The sequence below is a fragment of the Mesorhizobium sp. USDA 4413 genome, from assembly GCF_056280365.1.
Genome location: NZ_JBVPRP010000001.1, coordinates 683,657 through 697,670 on the forward strand (window position 1 = coordinate 683,657; position 14,014 = coordinate 697,670).

Sequence of the window (14,014 nt, forward strand, 5' to 3'; positions counted from 1 at the left end):
CATGACCCAGCCTTCGCGCCTCGCCATCGTTCCCTTCGTCAGCGTCGACCGCATGATGAAGCTCGTGCTCGCCATCGGCGTCGAGCGTTTCCTCACCGAGCTCGCCGCCTATATCGAGGAGGATTTCCGCCGCTGGGAGCTGTTCGACAAGACGCCGCGCGTCGCCTCGCACAGCCATGACGGCGTCATCGAGCTGATGCCGACCAGCGACGGCAAGATGTACGGCTTCAAATATGTCAACGGCCATCCGAAGAACATGCGCGAGGGGCGCCAGACCGTCACCGCCTTCGGCGTGCTCGCCGATGTCGGCTCCGGCTATCCGATGCTGCTCACCGAAATGACGATCCTGACGGCGCTGCGTACCGCCGCCACCTCGGCGGTAGCGGCAAAATACCTGGCGCCCAAGGGCTCGCGCGCCATGGCCATCATCGGCAACGGCGCCCAGTCCGAGTTCCAGGCCATCGCCTTCAAGGCCTTGCTCGGCATCGACCGGCTGCGGCTCTACGACATCGACCGCCAGGCCTCCGAGAAATGCGCCCGCAACCTCGCCGGCAAAGGCTTCGACATCACCATCTGCGCGACCGGGCAGGACGCGGTGGAAGGCGTCGACATCATCACCACGGTGACGGCCGACAAGCAGTACGCCACGATCCTCACCGACAACATGGTCGGCTCCGGCGTCCACATCAACGCGGTCGGCGGCGACTGCCCGGGCAAGACGGAGCTGCACCGCGACATCCTGTTGCGCTCCGACATCTTCGTCGAGTTCCCGCCGCAGACGCGCATCGAGGGCGAGATCCAGCAGCTCGACGCCGACCATCCGGTGACCGAGCTGTGGCAGGTGCTGACCGGCCAGGCGCCCGGCCGCAAGGCGCCGGAACAGATCACGCTGTTCGATTCCGTCGGCTTCGCCACCGAGGATTTTTCCGCGCTGCGCTACGTCCGCGACCAGCTCCAGGCCACCGGCCTCTATGAAGAGCTCGACCTGCTCGCCGACCCCGACGAGCCGCGCGACCTGTTCGGCATGCTGGAGAGGGCGGCCATGCAGCCGGCTGCGTGAGCCTTCCCTTCTCCCCGTTTCACGGGGAGAAGGTGCCCGAAGGGCGGATGACGGGCGGCGCCTGCGTTGATGATGCTGGCACCTACTGCCGCCGCGCCGCGCAGCTTTCCCGTTCAACCAGCACCGGCGCCAGCACCTCGCGCCTTGAGGGTGCCGCCGGCTCGCCCAGCCTCTCGAGCAGCAGGCTCACGGCCCGCGTGCCGATCTTTTCCACCGGCTGCGCGATCGTCGTCAGCGGCGGCCAGGTGGTAACGGCGTAGGGGATGTCGTCGAAGCCGACCATCGAGATGTCGTCGGGAACCCGCAACCCGCGCGAGCGCAGCGCGGTGACGGCGCCCATCGCCATCAGGTCGTTGCAGGCGAATACCGCCGTGGTTTCAGGCGCCTGCGCAATCAGCTGCTCCATCGCCAGGCGGCCGCCGGCGAAATGATAGTCGGAATCGACGGTCGACGAGGACGGCAGCTCAAGGCCTGCCTCTTTGAGCGCGCGCGCGAAGCCGCGCAGGCGGGCGGGACTGGAGCTCGAATCGCGCGGGCCGCCGATGACGCCGATCTTCTCGTGGCCGAGACCGGCCAGGTATTTGCCGGCGAGATAGCCGCCATGCTCGTGGTCGACCAGCACCGAATCGACGTTGACCGACTGGATCTCGCGGTCGAGCAGCACCGCGGGCACGCTGGGCAGGAGGCGCGCGAACACGCGCGCATGGTCGGACGAGCCGGCGAAGATCAGCCCGTCGATCTGTTTGGCCATCAGCACCGAGAGATAGCGCTCCTCCTTCTCGGCATTGCCGTCGGAGTTGCACAGGATCACCGTATAGCCGGAAACGAAGCCGGCATCCTCGATCTGCCGGGCGACGCTGGCGAAGAAAGGATTGGAATTGTCGGGGAGAAGCAGGCCGATGGTCTTGGTCTCGCCGCGCCTGAGGCTTCGCGCCACCGAGTTCGGGCTGTAGCGCAGCGCCGCGATCGCGGCGCGCACGCGCTCGGCGGTTTCCGGCTCGACATGGCGCGTGCGGTTCATAACATGCGAGACGGTGGCGACGGACACCCCCGCTTGGCGCGCGACATCGGCAATGGTCGTCATGGCCCTGGTTCCCCGAGGTCTCCTACCGAATCTTCCGCAGCAGCCTCTCCCGATACGCGTCTAGGATGACCGCGAGCACGATGACAAGGCCGATCACGATGGGTTTGAAATTGTCGCCGACGCCGAGCAGCTGCAATCCGGTGCTCAAGACCTGCAGGATGCAGGCGCCGACCAGCGTACCGATGATCGAGCCCTTGCCGCCGCTGAGGCTGGTGCCGCCGATGATGACGGCGGCGATCGCATTGAGCTCGTAGCCGACGCCGGCGATCGGGCTGCCGATGTTGAGGCGCAGAAGATAGACCATGGCCGCGATGCCGGCGGTGAGCCCGCTGATGGTGAAGGCGGCGACCTTGTAGAAATCCGGATTGTGGCCCGACAGCCGCACCGCCTCGTCATTGGTGCCGACGGCGAAGATCATGCGGCCGAAGACTGTGAAGCGCAGTACGAACCAGCCGGCCGCGATCACCAGCACGGCGATCAGGAAGATCGACGGCAGGAAGCCGCCGATGATGAGATTGCCGAAATCGACGAAACTCTGCGGCAGGCCCGTGATGGTCGAATTGTCGCTGACGACGCGGGCCGCGCCCGCCGCCATGTTGAGCATGCCGAGCGTGACGATGAAGGACGGGATCTTCCAGCGCGTCGAGATCCAGCCGTTGAGGAAGCCGCACACCGCGCCCGTTGCCATGCAGGCGATCAGCGCCAGCGTGATCGCGACCGCCGGCGACAGGCTCTCGCTTATCATCACGGTGGCGCCGACCACGGTGCAGAGCGCCAGCACCGAGCCGACCGAAAGGTCGATGCCGCCGGTCAGGATGACGAAGGTCATGCCGGCCGCCAGCACGGTGTTGATGGCGATCTGCACGAAGATCTTCAGCGCGTTTCCGGACGTGGCGAAATAGGGCGCGGTGGCCGAGAAGAACAAGGTGATCAGCACCAGCGCCAAGAGCACGCCGGCGTCGCGCACCAGGAAGCGCAGGAATTTTGCCCTTCCGGGTGAAACAGGCGCGGAAGCGGTCGTCTCGCTCATGGTCGCACATACTCCTGATAGGCGAGCGACAGGATGCGCTCCTGGTCGAATTCGGATCGCGGCACCTCGCCGACGATCCGGTTCTTGGAAAAGACGATGATGCGGTGGCACATGCCCATCAATTCAGGCAGGTCGGACGACACCATGATGATGCCCTTTTGCTGCGCCGCCAGCATCCACAGAAGCTGATAGATCTCGCGCCGCGCGCCGATATCGACGCCGCGCGTCGGCTCGTCGAGGATCAGCGTCGAGGTGCCGCGGAACAGCCATTTCGCCAGCACCACCTTCTGCTGATTGCCGCCGGAAAGATTGCGCACCGCCTGCTCGATCGAGCTTGCCTTGACGCGCAACTGGCCGACCAGATCGTTGGCCGCGGCTGCCTCCGCACGGCGGTTGAGCAGCCCGTTGCGCGAGACTTTGCTCAGATCGGTGATGGTGATGTTCCTGTCGACGGCCATGTCGAGCAGCAGCCCCTGGCCCTTGCGGTCCTCGGTGAGCAGGCTCAAGCCATGCCGCACCGCATCCTTGGGCGCGGCGATCGCCACCGGCTTGCCGCCGATCTCGACGACGCCGTCGAGTTTCGGATCGGCGCCGAACAGCGCCCGCATGGCTTCGGTGCGGCCGCTGCCGACCAGCCCGGCGACGCCGAGGATCTCGCCATGGCGAACGGCGAAAGAAATCTCCGGAGTGGAAGCGTCGCGCTTCAGATTGGCGACGCGGAGCGCGACCTTGCCCGGCACGATCGACGCGTCGAAACCATATTCGTCGGCAATGTCGCGGCCGATCATCATGCGCACCAGATCGGGCACGCCGAGGCCCTCGAGATCGCGGGTCGCGACCAGCCTGCCGTTGCGCAGCACCGTCACCCGGTTGCCGATCTCGAACACCTCATGCAGCCGGTGCGAGATATAGATGATGGTGACACCCTTGGCCTTCAGCCGCTTGATGATGGAAAACAACCGCTCGATCTCGGGCGGCGTCAGCGTCGCCGTCGGCTCGTCCAGCACCAAGAGCTTCGAATCGTAGCTCAGCGCCTTGGCGATCTCGACCAGTTGCATCTGCGCGACGCCGAGCGCCTCGACGCGCGTGCGCGGATCGATGTCGAGACCGACATCCTCGAGCAGGGCCACGGCGCGGCTGTTGAGCGCCGTGCGGTCGACGATGCCGAAGGCGCGGCGCGGCAGGTTTTCCAGCATCAGATTCTCGGCGATGCTGAGATAGGGCAGAAGGTTCAGTTCCTGGTGCACGATGCGAATGCCGCTCTGCTGCGCGTCGTGCGGGGTCTTCGGCTGGTAGGGCTGGCCGTTGAAGGCGATCGTGCCCGAGTCTGGCTGGTAGATGCCGGCCAGGAGCTTGATCAGCGTCGACTTGCCGGCGCCGTTCTCGCCCAGGATGATGTGGGTCTCGCCGCGCGCGATTCCCAGCGACACGTCGCTCAGCGCGACGGCGCCGGGAAAGATCTTTCCGACCCCTTCAAGGGAGAGAATCGCATCCATGGGCAGGCAGAACCCTAAATCGCTCACGTCCGCGGCGATAGCGGCGCTCCGTCACCGCCGCCGGAACTGTCGGCGGCGGTCACGGAGAGACGAAGCGGATCGCCGGAAGGGAGTGCCGGCGGCTCCCTCGCCTCATGCGGTGATCAGCTTGATGTCGGTCTTGACCCAGCCGGAGAACTTCTCGCCGGCAAGCTCGCGCAGGCCGTAGTCGATGCCCATGGCCGCCATCTGCGCGCCATATTGCTCGACGGTGGCAAGCATCTTGCCGCTCTTCAGGAGCGGGCCGACGGCCGGGATGTTGTCGAAGCCGACGACCTTGATCTGACCCGATTTGCCGGCCGCGTCGATCGCCTTGACGACGCCGAGCGCCATCGAGTCGTTCGCCGCCATTACGCCCTGGATATCGGGATGCTGGGTGAGGAAGTTGGTCATCAGCGTGTTGGCTTCCTCGGTTTCCCAATGCGCGGTCTTGGAATCGAGCAGGTCGAGGCCGTACTCCTTCACTGAATCGTCGAAGCCGAGCTTGCGCTGCTTGGCGTTGTCCGCCTCCGGATTACCTTCCAGGATCACCACCTTGCCGCCCTTGCCCAGCGCTTTGCCCAGCGCATCGCCGGCGAGCTTGGCGCCCGCGCGGTTGTCCGGACCGAAGAAGGCGAGGTCGATGCCGGCCTTTTTCTTGGCGTCCTCGTCGAGCGCCACGTCGATGTTGATGACCTTGATGCCGGCCTTCAGCGCCTTGGCGATCGGCGTGACCATCGCCTTCGAATCGGCCGGCGCCACGACGATGATGTTGTAGTTCTGGGTGATGAAGTTCTCGATGGCGTCGACCTGGGCGGCGAAGTCGCGCTCGTCCTTCATGCCGACGGCGGCGAAATCGAACTTGTCCTTGTTCTTGGCCGCATACTCCTCCGCCCCGGCCTGCATCTGCTTGAAGAACTCGTTGGCCAGCGACTTCATCACCAGGCCGACCTTCGGCTTGTCGGCGGCAAAAGCCGGTCCAAGCGGCAGCGCCAGCGCGCCGGCGGCCAGCGCGCTGGTCTTCAGAAACTGACGGCGCGAGAACGGGCCAAGCCCGTGCGTGTTCGGAATCTTGCTCATTAGTCTCCTCCACTTGATTGAGCCGTAATCGGTTACGTAACCGATTACGCGTCAAAGTAGAGCCTGAATTCAGCGGGTGTCAATATCAAGGGGTGCGACAGACGAGAGACCACTAGCCCGAAGCTGACATTGGCGATTGGCGAAAGCCGGCGTGAAATTTGATCTTCCCCTTGCGGGGGAGATCAAGCGCTTTGCCGTTTCGCCAATCACCGCCACCCCAGCGCCGGCGCGACGTGCTTCAGGATCGACTCGATGACATGGGCGTTGTAGTCGACGCCGAGCTGGTTAGGCACGGTGAGCAGCAGCGTGTCGGCCTCGGCGATCGCCTCGTCTTGTCTGAGCTGTTCCACAAGCTTGTCAGGCTCGGCGGCATAGGTGCGGCCGAACACGGCGCGCTTTTCCGGCTCGATATAGCCAAAGTGGTCCTCGCCCTCGCTGCCGCCGAAATAGGCGCGGTCCATGTCGTTGACGAGGGCAAAGATGCTGCGGCTCACGGAGACGCGCGGCTCCCTGGCATGGCCGGCTTCCTTCCAGGCGGCGCGATAGGCTCGTATCTGTTTGGCTTGCTGGACATGCAGCGGCTCGCCGCTCTCGTCGAATTTCAGCGTCGAGCTCTGCAGATTCATGCCGAGCTTGGCCGCCCAGACCGCTGTGGCATCGGTGGCCGCGCCCCACCAGATGCGTTCGCGCAGGCCCGCCGAGAAGGGCTCCAGCCTGAGCAGGCCGGGCGGATTGGGGAACATCGGCCGCGGATTGGGCTGGGCAAAGCCTTCGCCGCGCAGCAGGTCGAGGAAGATCTCCGAGTGCCGGCGCGCCATATCGGCGTCGGTCTTGCCCTCTTCCGGCACATAGCCGAAATAGCGCCAACCATCGATCACCTGCTCGGGCGAGCCGCGGCTGATCCCGAGCTGCAGGCGCCCGCCGGCGATCAGGTCGGCAGCACCAGCGTCCTCGGCCATGTAAAGCGGGTTCTCGTAGCGCATGTCGATGACGGCGGTGCCGAGCTCGATGCGTTTGGTCTTGGCGCCCGCTGCGGCAAGCAGCGGGAAGGGCGAGGCGAGCTGCCGGGCAAAATGATGGACGCGGTAATAGGCGCCGTCGGCGCCGAGCTCCTCGGCCGCGACCGCGAGGTCGATCGACTGCAAGAGCGCATCGGCGCCCGAGCGCGTGCCCGATTGCGGCGAGGGCGACCAATGCCCGAACGACAGAAATCCGATCTTCTTCATGGCTCCATTCCTGCTGCAGCGGCCCACTGACCGCTCGAACTCCTTGTTGCTCCAGCAGATAGCCAGGGCGGGGCCGCGATACAACGGACACCGAACGGATACAGACCGTCAATCGGCACGGGCCTAGGCATCCTGGCGCTGTCACACGGATGTGCTGTCATACGGGTGTAATGAACATTTCGGAATGTCGCCGCCGTAGCGATCGCTACGAACCTTCCCGACGAATGGCCGGCCACCATGACATCCGAAAATCCCGCCGACCGGCAAAGCGCCTTCGACGACCGCGTCGAGGCGGCGCTGGAAGCCCTGCCGCCGGCCGAACAGCGCATGGCGCGCTTCTTCGTCAGCCAGAAACAGGCGGTGCTGCTTGGATCGGCGGCCGAGATCGCCGCCCTTGCCGGCGCCAGCGACGCGACCGTGGTGCGCACCGCGCGCTCCCTCGGCTTCGACAGCCTGTCGGCGCTGCGCCAGGTGCTGCTCGCGGACCTGACCGGAACGGCCTCGCCCGGCAAGCGGCTGGCCCGCACCTTGCAGGAGACGGGCGGCGACAGCGCCTCGGCACTGCGCCATGTCGTCGGCCTCCATGAAAGTGCGCTCGAGGCGCTGAAGCAGCCCGACATGGAAGCGGCCTTCGCCGACGCCGTCGACCTCCTGGCCGCCGCCCGCCGCCGGCACATCTTCGGCATCGGCCCGTCGGGCGCCATGGCTGAATACGCGGCCCTGCAATTCAAAAGGATCGGTCTGCCGAGCAGCGCGCTGTCGGTTTCCGGCGTCGCGCTCGCCGACCGTCTGCTGTGGCTGGAAAGCGGTGACGCCGTGCTGATGATGGCCTACGCGCCGCTTTACCGCGAGGTCGAGATCGTCCTCGACCAGGCCGGCCTGCATGAAGTGCCGGTGGTGCTGATCAGCGACAATCTCGGGCCGCTCGTCTCCGACAGGATCGCGGCCACGCTGCCGGTTCCGCGCGGCAAGGCCGACCACCTCGCCACCCATGGCGGCACCATGGTGCTCATCGAGGCAATGATCATCGCGCTCGCGGCAAAAGCCGGCGAGACCGCGTTCGACAGCCTGGACCGGCTGAGCAGCCTGCGCGGCGCGATCGACAAGGCATGGATAAAACGCGGGACACGCAAGAAGTAATCGCCGCCGACATAAAAATGTCAGCCAAACGCTACTAATATAGAATTGGCATTACTTTGCCTTTCGAAACAACAGGAGAGCGATATGAATATAAAGACAACGCTTGGACTTGCCTTTGGTTTGACGGCTCTGTCCATTGCCGCGCCGGCATGCGCCGCCGACCTGGTGCTCTACGACGCGCTCGACTTCGCCGGTCCGGTCGCCAAGGCTTTTCAGGCCAAGACCGGGCTGACCGTCGACGTCGTCGAGCCCGGCAGCACCGGCGAGACGCTGGGCAAGATCGCCGCCGAGGGCAGCAACCCGCAATTCGACATCGTCTGGCTCGACGGCTCGGCCGTGATGGAGCGCATGGCGGCCGACCATGTGCTGCAGCCGGTGCCGGCCGAGGCCTATGACAAGATCGCCTGGACCGATCTCGGCAAGTCGCTGATCCCGCGGAGCCACGCCTTCCTGCCGACCGGCACCAGCACCACCGCCATCGAGGTCAACACCAAGAAGGTCAAGGCCGACAAGATGCCGAAATCCTGGGCCGACCTTGAGGGCTTCGCCGGCAGCGTCGCCGCCAAGGACCCGAACCTTTCCGGCCCGGCCTATCAGTGGCTTGCCGGCCTGTTCCAGACCAATGGCGTCGACGCCGGCAAGGCGCTGCTCGCCAAGACGCTGACCAACAAGTCGCTCTCCGGCCTCTCCAGCGGCGGCAAGGTCAACAAGGCCGTGCTCACCGGCGACGCCGCGGTCGGCATCAACCAGGACAGTGCCATCTTCTCCAAGATCGCCGCCGGCGAGCCAGTCGTCGCCGTCTATCCGAGCGAAGGCTCGGTCTCGCTGCCGCAGGGCCTCGGCATCAGCGCCAAGACGCAGCACATGGACGCCGCGCGCAAATTCATCGACTTCGTCACCAGCGCCGAGGGCCAGGCCGCGATGCAGAACGGCGACGACACCGATTTCTTCTTCATCCCGATCATCAAGGGCGTGAATCCCAAGCCCGGCCTCGAGACCAACATCGCCTACACCCATCTCGACGACGCGACCGCCTCGGCGCACGAGACGGAGTGGAAGCAGTGGTACAAGGAAAAATTCGTCCAGTGACCGTGCTCGCCAGGCAATGACGATGGTGCAGAAATTCGATGCCGCCGCCGGCGGCATCGGCTCGAGCGGGTGGGCGCGCAGGCGCTCGCCCGCGCTGGCGCGTCTTGCCGGACCGCTGGCGGTCTACGCCGTCTTCGCGCTGCTGATCGGCCTGCCGCTGGCGCTCGTGCTGCTGCAGGCCGTGATGCCCGGCCTGTTCGCGGCCGAGGGCGCGCAAGGCCTCTTCAGCGCCGAACCGCTCGCGCGCATCTTCTCCTCGCCCCATGTCGCCGGCTCGATCCTGCATTCGCTGGAGCTCGGCCTGCTTGCGGCCCTGACGACGACCATCCTCGGCGGCGCCTCTGCCGTGCTGGTGCAGCGTTGCGACATACCGCTGCGCGGCGCGATTTCGCTGGTGCCCTGGCTGGTGTTCCTGACGCCATCCTACCTGAAGGCGCTGGCCTGGGTGCTTTTGATGTCGTCCGGCGGCTATCTGGCGCAGCTCGGCCTTTTGCCGCCTTGGCTCGGCGCTTCCTTCTTCGGCTTGGCCGGCCTGGTCTTCGTGCATACGCTGAGCCTCTTCCCGCTCGCGGTCTTCATCATCGGCAGCGCGCTGGCGGGGCTTGGCAGCGAGCTGGAAGACGCCGCGCGTCTCTCGGGCGCCGGACCGCTCAGGATCTGGCTGCGCGTCAACGGCCCCTTGCTGGCGCCGGCCATCATGCTCTCCTTCATCGCCACCTTCGCCGAGGTGCTCTCCGATTTCGGGCTGGCGTCGACGATCGCCAGGATGTCGAGCTTCGGCGTGCTGACCTACGGCATCTACGCGGCGGCAAGCGACTACCCGGTCGACTTTCCCGCCGCCGGCGCGCAGGCCCTCGTGCTGCTGGCGCTGGTTCTGCTCGTGGTCGTCGGCGACAGGCTGCTGCGCCGCCGCGCCGATCCGCAGCCCATCTCCGGACGCGCCCGGCCGGCCCGGCGCTACGATCTTGGCGCGTGGCGCTGGCTCGTTTTCGCGCTGGCGCTGCTGGTCGCCTTCCTGGCGCTGATCCTGCCGCTCGGCGCGATCGCGGTAAGGGCGCTCACCAGCACGCTCGGCCACGGCCTGGCGCCGGACAATTTCACGCTTGCCAATATCGGCGCGGCGCTCAGCCTGAACACGGCGGCCAATGACGGGTTGGTGCGCAGCCTCTTCTATGCCGGCCTCACCGCAATCATCGCCAGCACGCTGGCCCTGCTGCTGTCGGCCCGGCTCGATCGTTCGAGCCCCGTCATGCGCACCGCGGTGCTGGGCCTGTCGCTCGGCGCGGTCGCGATCCCTGGCATCGTGCTCGGCTTCGGCTACATCCTGGTCTGGAACCGGCTGCCCGGCTTCCGCGACTGGCCGTTCCCGCATTATGGCGACGGCTCGCTGCTGGTCATGGGCTATGTCGCGGCGGCGCTGCCCTATTGCCTGGTGGTCATCCTCTCGGCCATCGGCCAGCTAGCGCCGAGCCTGACCGACGCCGCGCGGCTCTCCGGCGTCGGCGCGGTCCGGCGTCTGATATCGGTGACCTTGCCGCTGATCCTGCTCAGCGTCGTCACCGCCTTCCTGCTCACCTTCATCCGCACCGTGTTCGAATTGCCGATGTCGCAGATGCTCATCCCGCAAAGCGGCCCGCCGGCGCCGACGCTGATCCTGAAGCTGTTCAGCCATGATCGCGACGGGCTGGCCTGCGCGATCGCGCTTGCCGCCATGACTGCCGCCGGCGGCGCGGCGGCGTTGATCTGGTATCCGCTGAAGCGCATCATTGCCTTCGGTCGCCACCAAGCCATCCCCGCCGCCTCGGGAGAGCCGCCATGACCGCTTCGCTCCATTGCGCCGGCATCTCGAAGTCGCTCGGCGGGCGCGCCGTGCTCAGCAATCTCGACCTTGCGATCAAGGCCGGCGAGGTCGTCTCGCTGCTCGGCCCGAGCGGCTCCGGCAAGACCACGCTGTTGCGCAGCATCGCCGGACTGGTCGACCCCGACAGGGGCACGATCACGCTCGGCGACCGTGTCGTCTGGAGCGAAAGATCGGTCCTGCCGGCGGAAAAGCGCCGGATCGGCATGGTGTTCCAGGACTATGCGCTGTGGCCGCATATGACGGTGGCGGGCAATCTGTCGTTCGGGCTTCGCGCGCAGCGCCTCGCCGAACCGGAGATCGCCGCCCGCGTCGGCCATGCGCTGGAGGTCACGCGGCTTGTACCCTATCGCGACCGCTTCCCGTCCGAGCTCTCGGGCGGACAGCAGCAGCGCGTCGCCATCGCCCGCTGCCTGGCGGCGCGGCCCGCCCTGATGCTGTTCGACGAACCGCTCAGCAATCTCGACGCGGCACTTCGCGAGGACATGCGCATCGAGATGATGGATCTGGTGCGCCGCGAGGCGGCGACCGTGATCTATGTGACGCATGACCAGGCCGAAGCCATGGCCGTTTCGGACCGCATCGCCGTAATGCGCGACGGCCGCATCGCCCAGTTCGACACGCCGCGGGCGATCTACGAGGCGCCGGCCGATTCCTTCGTTGCCGGGTTCATCGGCGGCTTTTCGGTCGTGCCGGGCACCGTGCGCGACGGGCTCTTCAGCCCGAGGGGCGCCGCCGCCGACAGCTTGGCGACGCCCGGCGCGAAGCCGGGCGACGGCATGCTTGTGGTGCGTCCGGAGGATGCCCGGCCGGCCGAGGCGCATCCCGCAAACCGCCTGCGGGGCAAAGTGCTGTCGAGCGCTTTCCAGGGCCGCTGCTGGCGGCTGGCGGTGGAGCTTGGCCCGCAACGCGTCCGCCTCGACTGGCCGGAGGCGCCGCCGGTCGGCTCGTCGCTGGCGTTCTCGTTGCCGCCGGAGCGTTGTATCGTTCTCGCCGACTGATGATTCCCGAACTGTAGGATGCCTTGATGCATGGCCTGACGCCCATACTTTCCACCGTGACGGCCTCTTTCCTGGCGTCCTTCGTCGAAGTGGTCGAAGCCTTCACCATCGTGCTCGCCGTCGGCGTGACGCGCAGCTGGCGCCCGGCGCTGACCGGCGCGGCGCTGGCGCTCGCCCTGCTGGCGGTGCTGGTGCTGGCCTTCGGACCGCTTTTGGCGCTCGTCCCCATCACCGTCCTGCAATTCGTGGTCGGCGTGCTTTTGATCCTGTTCGGCATGCGCTGGCTGAGAAAGGCGATCCTGCGCAGCGTCGGCGTCATCGCGCTGCATGACGAGGAGCAGGCCTTTTCCAAGGAGACGGCTGCCTTGCAGCGGCAGGCCGCCGACCGCCGCGCCGACTATCTGGCGGCCGTCGCGTCGTTCAAGGCGGTGCTGCTCGAGGGCGTCGAAGTGGTGTTCATCGTCATTGCCGTCGGCGCCGCGCATGGCCAGACGCTTTATGCCGGCCTCGGCGCGCTGGCGGCCTTCGTGCTGGTGACGCTGGTCGGCCTTGCCGTGCACCGGCCCCTGGCGCGCGTGCCGGAGAATGCCCTGAAATTTGTCGTCGGGCTGATGCTGACCAGTTTCGGCGTGTTCTGGACCGGCGAGGGCCTCGGCGCCGAATGGCCGGGCGAAGACCTCGCTTTGCTCGCCATCTTCGCCGTCATTGCCGTTGCATCCTTCGCCATCGTGCGCTGGCTGCGCGGCGCTTACCCGGCGCCCGCCGAAGGAGTTGCCCGATGACCGTGATCCGTCTTGTCTTCAAGGAGCTCGTCGGCATGTTCGTCGACGACGGCAGTCTGGCGCTGCTGGCGCTGATTCTGATCGCGCTGATCACCGCCGCGGTGAAATTGCTGGCGCTGCAGCCGCTCATCGGCGGCTTCCTGCTTCTCGCCGGCTGCCTGGCAATTCTTCTGGAGAGCACCCGCCGCGCCGCGCGCGACAAGGCGCGCTGATCGGCCTGCATTTTCTGGGAAATCAGCGCAAACGCTGGAGACTGACGGAAGCCCCACAGCTTCGTCATTCCAGGGCGGAGCAGCCGCGAAGCGGCGTCGCGGAGACCCTGGAATCCATGCCGTGACCTAAGCCGTGGAATGCAGCGGAGCAGAATTCTGCACCGTTGTGACGCTTCGAAGTAACGGCATGGATCGGACAAGCGCTTCAGCCAATCTCCAACGTATGCCGCTTGCCGGCAAAGATAGCCGCCGGTCAAATCCGCGCCGGAAACCTAATAAACCGTGAAAAGCGTCGGCAGGTCCCCGCTGAGGCGCAAATGCTCGACCGCCTCGATGATCGGAAACAAGGCCAGGAAATAGAGCCCGTCGCGGAACGTGTTCCGCAGCGCGCTGGTCGAAAACAGCCAGTGCGCCTCGTCGCGGTAAAGCAGCGGATTCGGCCAGAAGGACGGCGTGCGCTCGGCATAGGCCGCGTAAGCGGCGCCGAACTTGCCGGCAAGATATTCGGCCTCCTTGCGCGCGGTGACGCGGAAGACGAGGAAGCTCGCCAGTCCGAGCATTCCAGCCGCTAACGCCGAGCCGAACATCTGCCCGATGCCGGCCGCGCCGACGGTCGAGAAGAAATAGAGCGGATTCCGGGTCATCGAGAACGGACCGCACATGACCAGCTCGTCATTCTTCCTGCCGCCGACGAAGAGGATGCTCCACAGCCGGCCAAGAAAGCAGGTCAGCACCATCGCGAAGCCGATCGTTTCGACGATCTCGTGCCCGTCCGACCCTTCGGCCAGCGCCGGCTTGCCGAACAGCAGCAGGATCAGGGCGAGCACGGCGGCCACCTGCACGACGATCAGGCGCTTGTGCTGGTCGAACGCGTTCGGCGCCGATTTGAGGGACGTGTAGGCCATTCTTTCTCACCGCTCCGGCGCCGACGGGACACC

At 66.3% G+C, this 14,014-nt stretch carries 13 protein-coding genes; 7 read left to right on the top strand and 6 right to left on the bottom strand.

What is annotated here, in order from left to right:
- The first annotated feature begins 1 nt into the window (after nt 1).
- Nucleotides 2-1,060 carry an ornithine cyclodeaminase gene (locus tag ACVMIM_RS03490; protein WP_476110446.1) on the top strand — a complete coding sequence of 353 codons (1,059 nt, stop codon included), beginning with the start codon at nt 2-4 and terminating at the stop codon, nt 1,058-1,060.
- An 82-nt stretch (nt 1,061-1,142) separates the two neighbouring features.
- On the opposite strand, the gene ACVMIM_RS03495 is transcribed toward ACVMIM_RS03490, so the two are convergent.
- The 5 genes from ACVMIM_RS03495 to ACVMIM_RS03515 all read right to left on the bottom strand — a co-directional run bounded on the left by ACVMIM_RS03495 (nt 1,143) and on the right by ACVMIM_RS03515 (nt 6,994).
- Entirely contained in the window at nt 1,143-2,144 is a 1,002-nt protein-coding gene (locus ACVMIM_RS03495) for a LacI family DNA-binding transcriptional regulator (protein WP_476110448.1), read from the bottom strand.
- Nucleotides 2,145-2,166: 22 nt separating this feature from the next.
- The gene (locus ACVMIM_RS03500; protein WP_476110450.1) at nt 2,167-3,174 is read right to left on the bottom strand and encodes an ABC transporter permease; all 1,008 of its coding nucleotides are present in this window, start codon (nt 3,172-3,174) and stop codon (nt 2,167-2,169) included.
- On the bottom strand, nt 3,171-4,670 hold the full coding sequence (locus tag ACVMIM_RS03505) for a sugar ABC transporter ATP-binding protein (protein ID WP_476110452.1): 1,500 nt from the start codon (nt 4,668-4,670) through the stop codon (nt 3,171-3,173). The genes ACVMIM_RS03500 and ACVMIM_RS03505 overlap by 4 nt, the downstream gene beginning before the upstream one ends.
- A gap of 132 nt (nt 4,671-4,802) precedes the next feature.
- A complete protein-coding gene (locus ACVMIM_RS03510) occupies nt 4,803-5,768 on the bottom strand; it encodes a substrate-binding domain-containing protein (protein ID WP_476110453.1) in 966 nt (321 codons plus the stop codon).
- A gap of 206 nt (nt 5,769-5,974) precedes the next feature.
- Nucleotides 5,975-6,994, bottom strand: coding sequence for an LLM class flavin-dependent oxidoreductase (locus ACVMIM_RS03515; protein ID WP_476110455.1), 1,020 nt, complete (start codon nt 6,992-6,994; stop codon nt 5,975-5,977).
- Nucleotides 6,995-7,231: 237 nt separating this feature from the next.
- Between ACVMIM_RS03515 and ACVMIM_RS03520 the strand changes: the two genes are divergently transcribed.
- The 6 genes from ACVMIM_RS03520 to ACVMIM_RS03545 all read left to right on the top strand — a co-directional run bounded on the left by ACVMIM_RS03520 (nt 7,232) and on the right by ACVMIM_RS03545 (nt 13,076).
- Complete coding sequence (locus ACVMIM_RS03520) at nt 7,232-8,134, top strand: MurR/RpiR family transcriptional regulator (RefSeq protein WP_476110457.1); 903 nt, start codon at nt 7,232-7,234, stop codon at nt 8,132-8,134.
- Nucleotides 8,135-8,218: 84 nt separating this feature from the next.
- Entirely contained in the window at nt 8,219-9,223 is a 1,005-nt protein-coding gene (locus ACVMIM_RS03525) for an ABC transporter substrate-binding protein (protein ID WP_476110459.1), read from the top strand.
- 22 nt (nt 9,224-9,245) lie between these two features.
- Nucleotides 9,246-11,042 (top strand): ABC transporter permease, encoded by a 1,797-nt coding sequence (locus tag ACVMIM_RS03530; protein ID WP_476110461.1) that lies wholly within the window; start codon nt 9,246-9,248, stop codon nt 11,040-11,042.
- Nucleotides 11,039-12,082 (top strand): ABC transporter ATP-binding protein, encoded by a 1,044-nt coding sequence (locus ACVMIM_RS03535; RefSeq protein WP_476110463.1) that lies wholly within the window; start codon nt 11,039-11,041, stop codon nt 12,080-12,082. Before ACVMIM_RS03530 ends, ACVMIM_RS03535 begins: the two co-directional genes overlap by 4 nt.
- Nucleotides 12,083-12,108: 26 nt before the next feature.
- Nucleotides 12,109-12,864 (top strand): COG4280 domain-containing protein, encoded by a 756-nt coding sequence (locus ACVMIM_RS03540; RefSeq protein ID WP_476110465.1) that lies wholly within the window; start codon nt 12,109-12,111, stop codon nt 12,862-12,864.
- The gene (locus ACVMIM_RS03545; protein WP_278049828.1) at nt 12,861-13,076 is read left to right on the top strand and encodes a hypothetical protein; all 216 of its coding nucleotides are present in this window, start codon (nt 12,861-12,863) and stop codon (nt 13,074-13,076) included. Before ACVMIM_RS03540 ends, ACVMIM_RS03545 begins: the two co-directional genes overlap by 4 nt.
- Nucleotides 13,077-13,348: 272 nt before the next feature.
- On the opposite strand, the gene ACVMIM_RS03550 is transcribed toward ACVMIM_RS03545, so the two are convergent.
- Nucleotides 13,349-13,981: a methyltransferase family protein gene (locus tag ACVMIM_RS03550; RefSeq protein ID WP_476110467.1), complete on the bottom strand. Its 633-nt coding sequence runs from the start codon at nt 13,979-13,981 to the stop codon at nt 13,349-13,351.
- Nucleotides 13,982-14,014 lie beyond the last annotated feature (33 nt).

Excerpts from the sequence above, each read along its gene's own strand:
- ACVMIM_RS03520 (WP_476110457.1), top strand. The coding sequence starts at position 7,232 with ATGACATCCGAAAATCCCGCCGACCGGCAAAGCGCCTTCGACGACCGC.
- ACVMIM_RS03490 (WP_476110446.1), top strand. The coding sequence starts at position 2 with ATGACCCAGCCTTCGCGCCTCGCCATCGTTCCCTTCGTCAGCGTCGAC.
- ACVMIM_RS03500 (WP_476110450.1), bottom strand. The coding sequence starts at position 3,174 with ATGAGCGAGACGACCGCTTCCGCGCCTGTTTCACCCGGAAGGGCAAAA.
- ACVMIM_RS03535 (WP_476110463.1), top strand. The coding sequence starts at position 11,039 with ATGACCGCTTCGCTCCATTGCGCCGGCATCTCGAAGTCGCTCGGCGGG.
- ACVMIM_RS03515 (WP_476110455.1), bottom strand. The coding sequence starts at position 6,994 with ATGAAGAAGATCGGATTTCTGTCGTTCGGGCATTGGTCGCCCTCGCCG.
- ACVMIM_RS03505 (WP_476110452.1), bottom strand. The coding sequence starts at position 4,670 with ATGGATGCGATTCTCTCCCTTGAAGGGGTCGGAAAGATCTTTCCCGGC.
- ACVMIM_RS03510 (WP_476110453.1), bottom strand. The coding sequence starts at position 5,768 with ATGAGCAAGATTCCGAACACGCACGGGCTTGGCCCGTTCTCGCGCCGT.
- ACVMIM_RS03550 (WP_476110467.1), bottom strand. The coding sequence starts at position 13,981 with ATGGCCTACACGTCCCTCAAATCGGCGCCGAACGCGTTCGACCAGCAC.
- ACVMIM_RS03495 (WP_476110448.1), bottom strand. The coding sequence starts at position 2,144 with ATGACGACCATTGCCGATGTCGCGCGCCAAGCGGGGGTGTCCGTCGCC.
- ACVMIM_RS03540 (WP_476110465.1), top strand. The coding sequence starts at position 12,109 with ATGCATGGCCTGACGCCCATACTTTCCACCGTGACGGCCTCTTTCCTG.
- ACVMIM_RS03530 (WP_476110461.1), top strand. The coding sequence starts at position 9,246 with ATGGTGCAGAAATTCGATGCCGCCGCCGGCGGCATCGGCTCGAGCGGG.
- ACVMIM_RS03525 (WP_476110459.1), top strand. The coding sequence starts at position 8,219 with ATGAATATAAAGACAACGCTTGGACTTGCCTTTGGTTTGACGGCTCTG.
- ACVMIM_RS03545 (WP_278049828.1), top strand. The coding sequence starts at position 12,861 with ATGACCGTGATCCGTCTTGTCTTCAAGGAGCTCGTCGGCATGTTCGTC.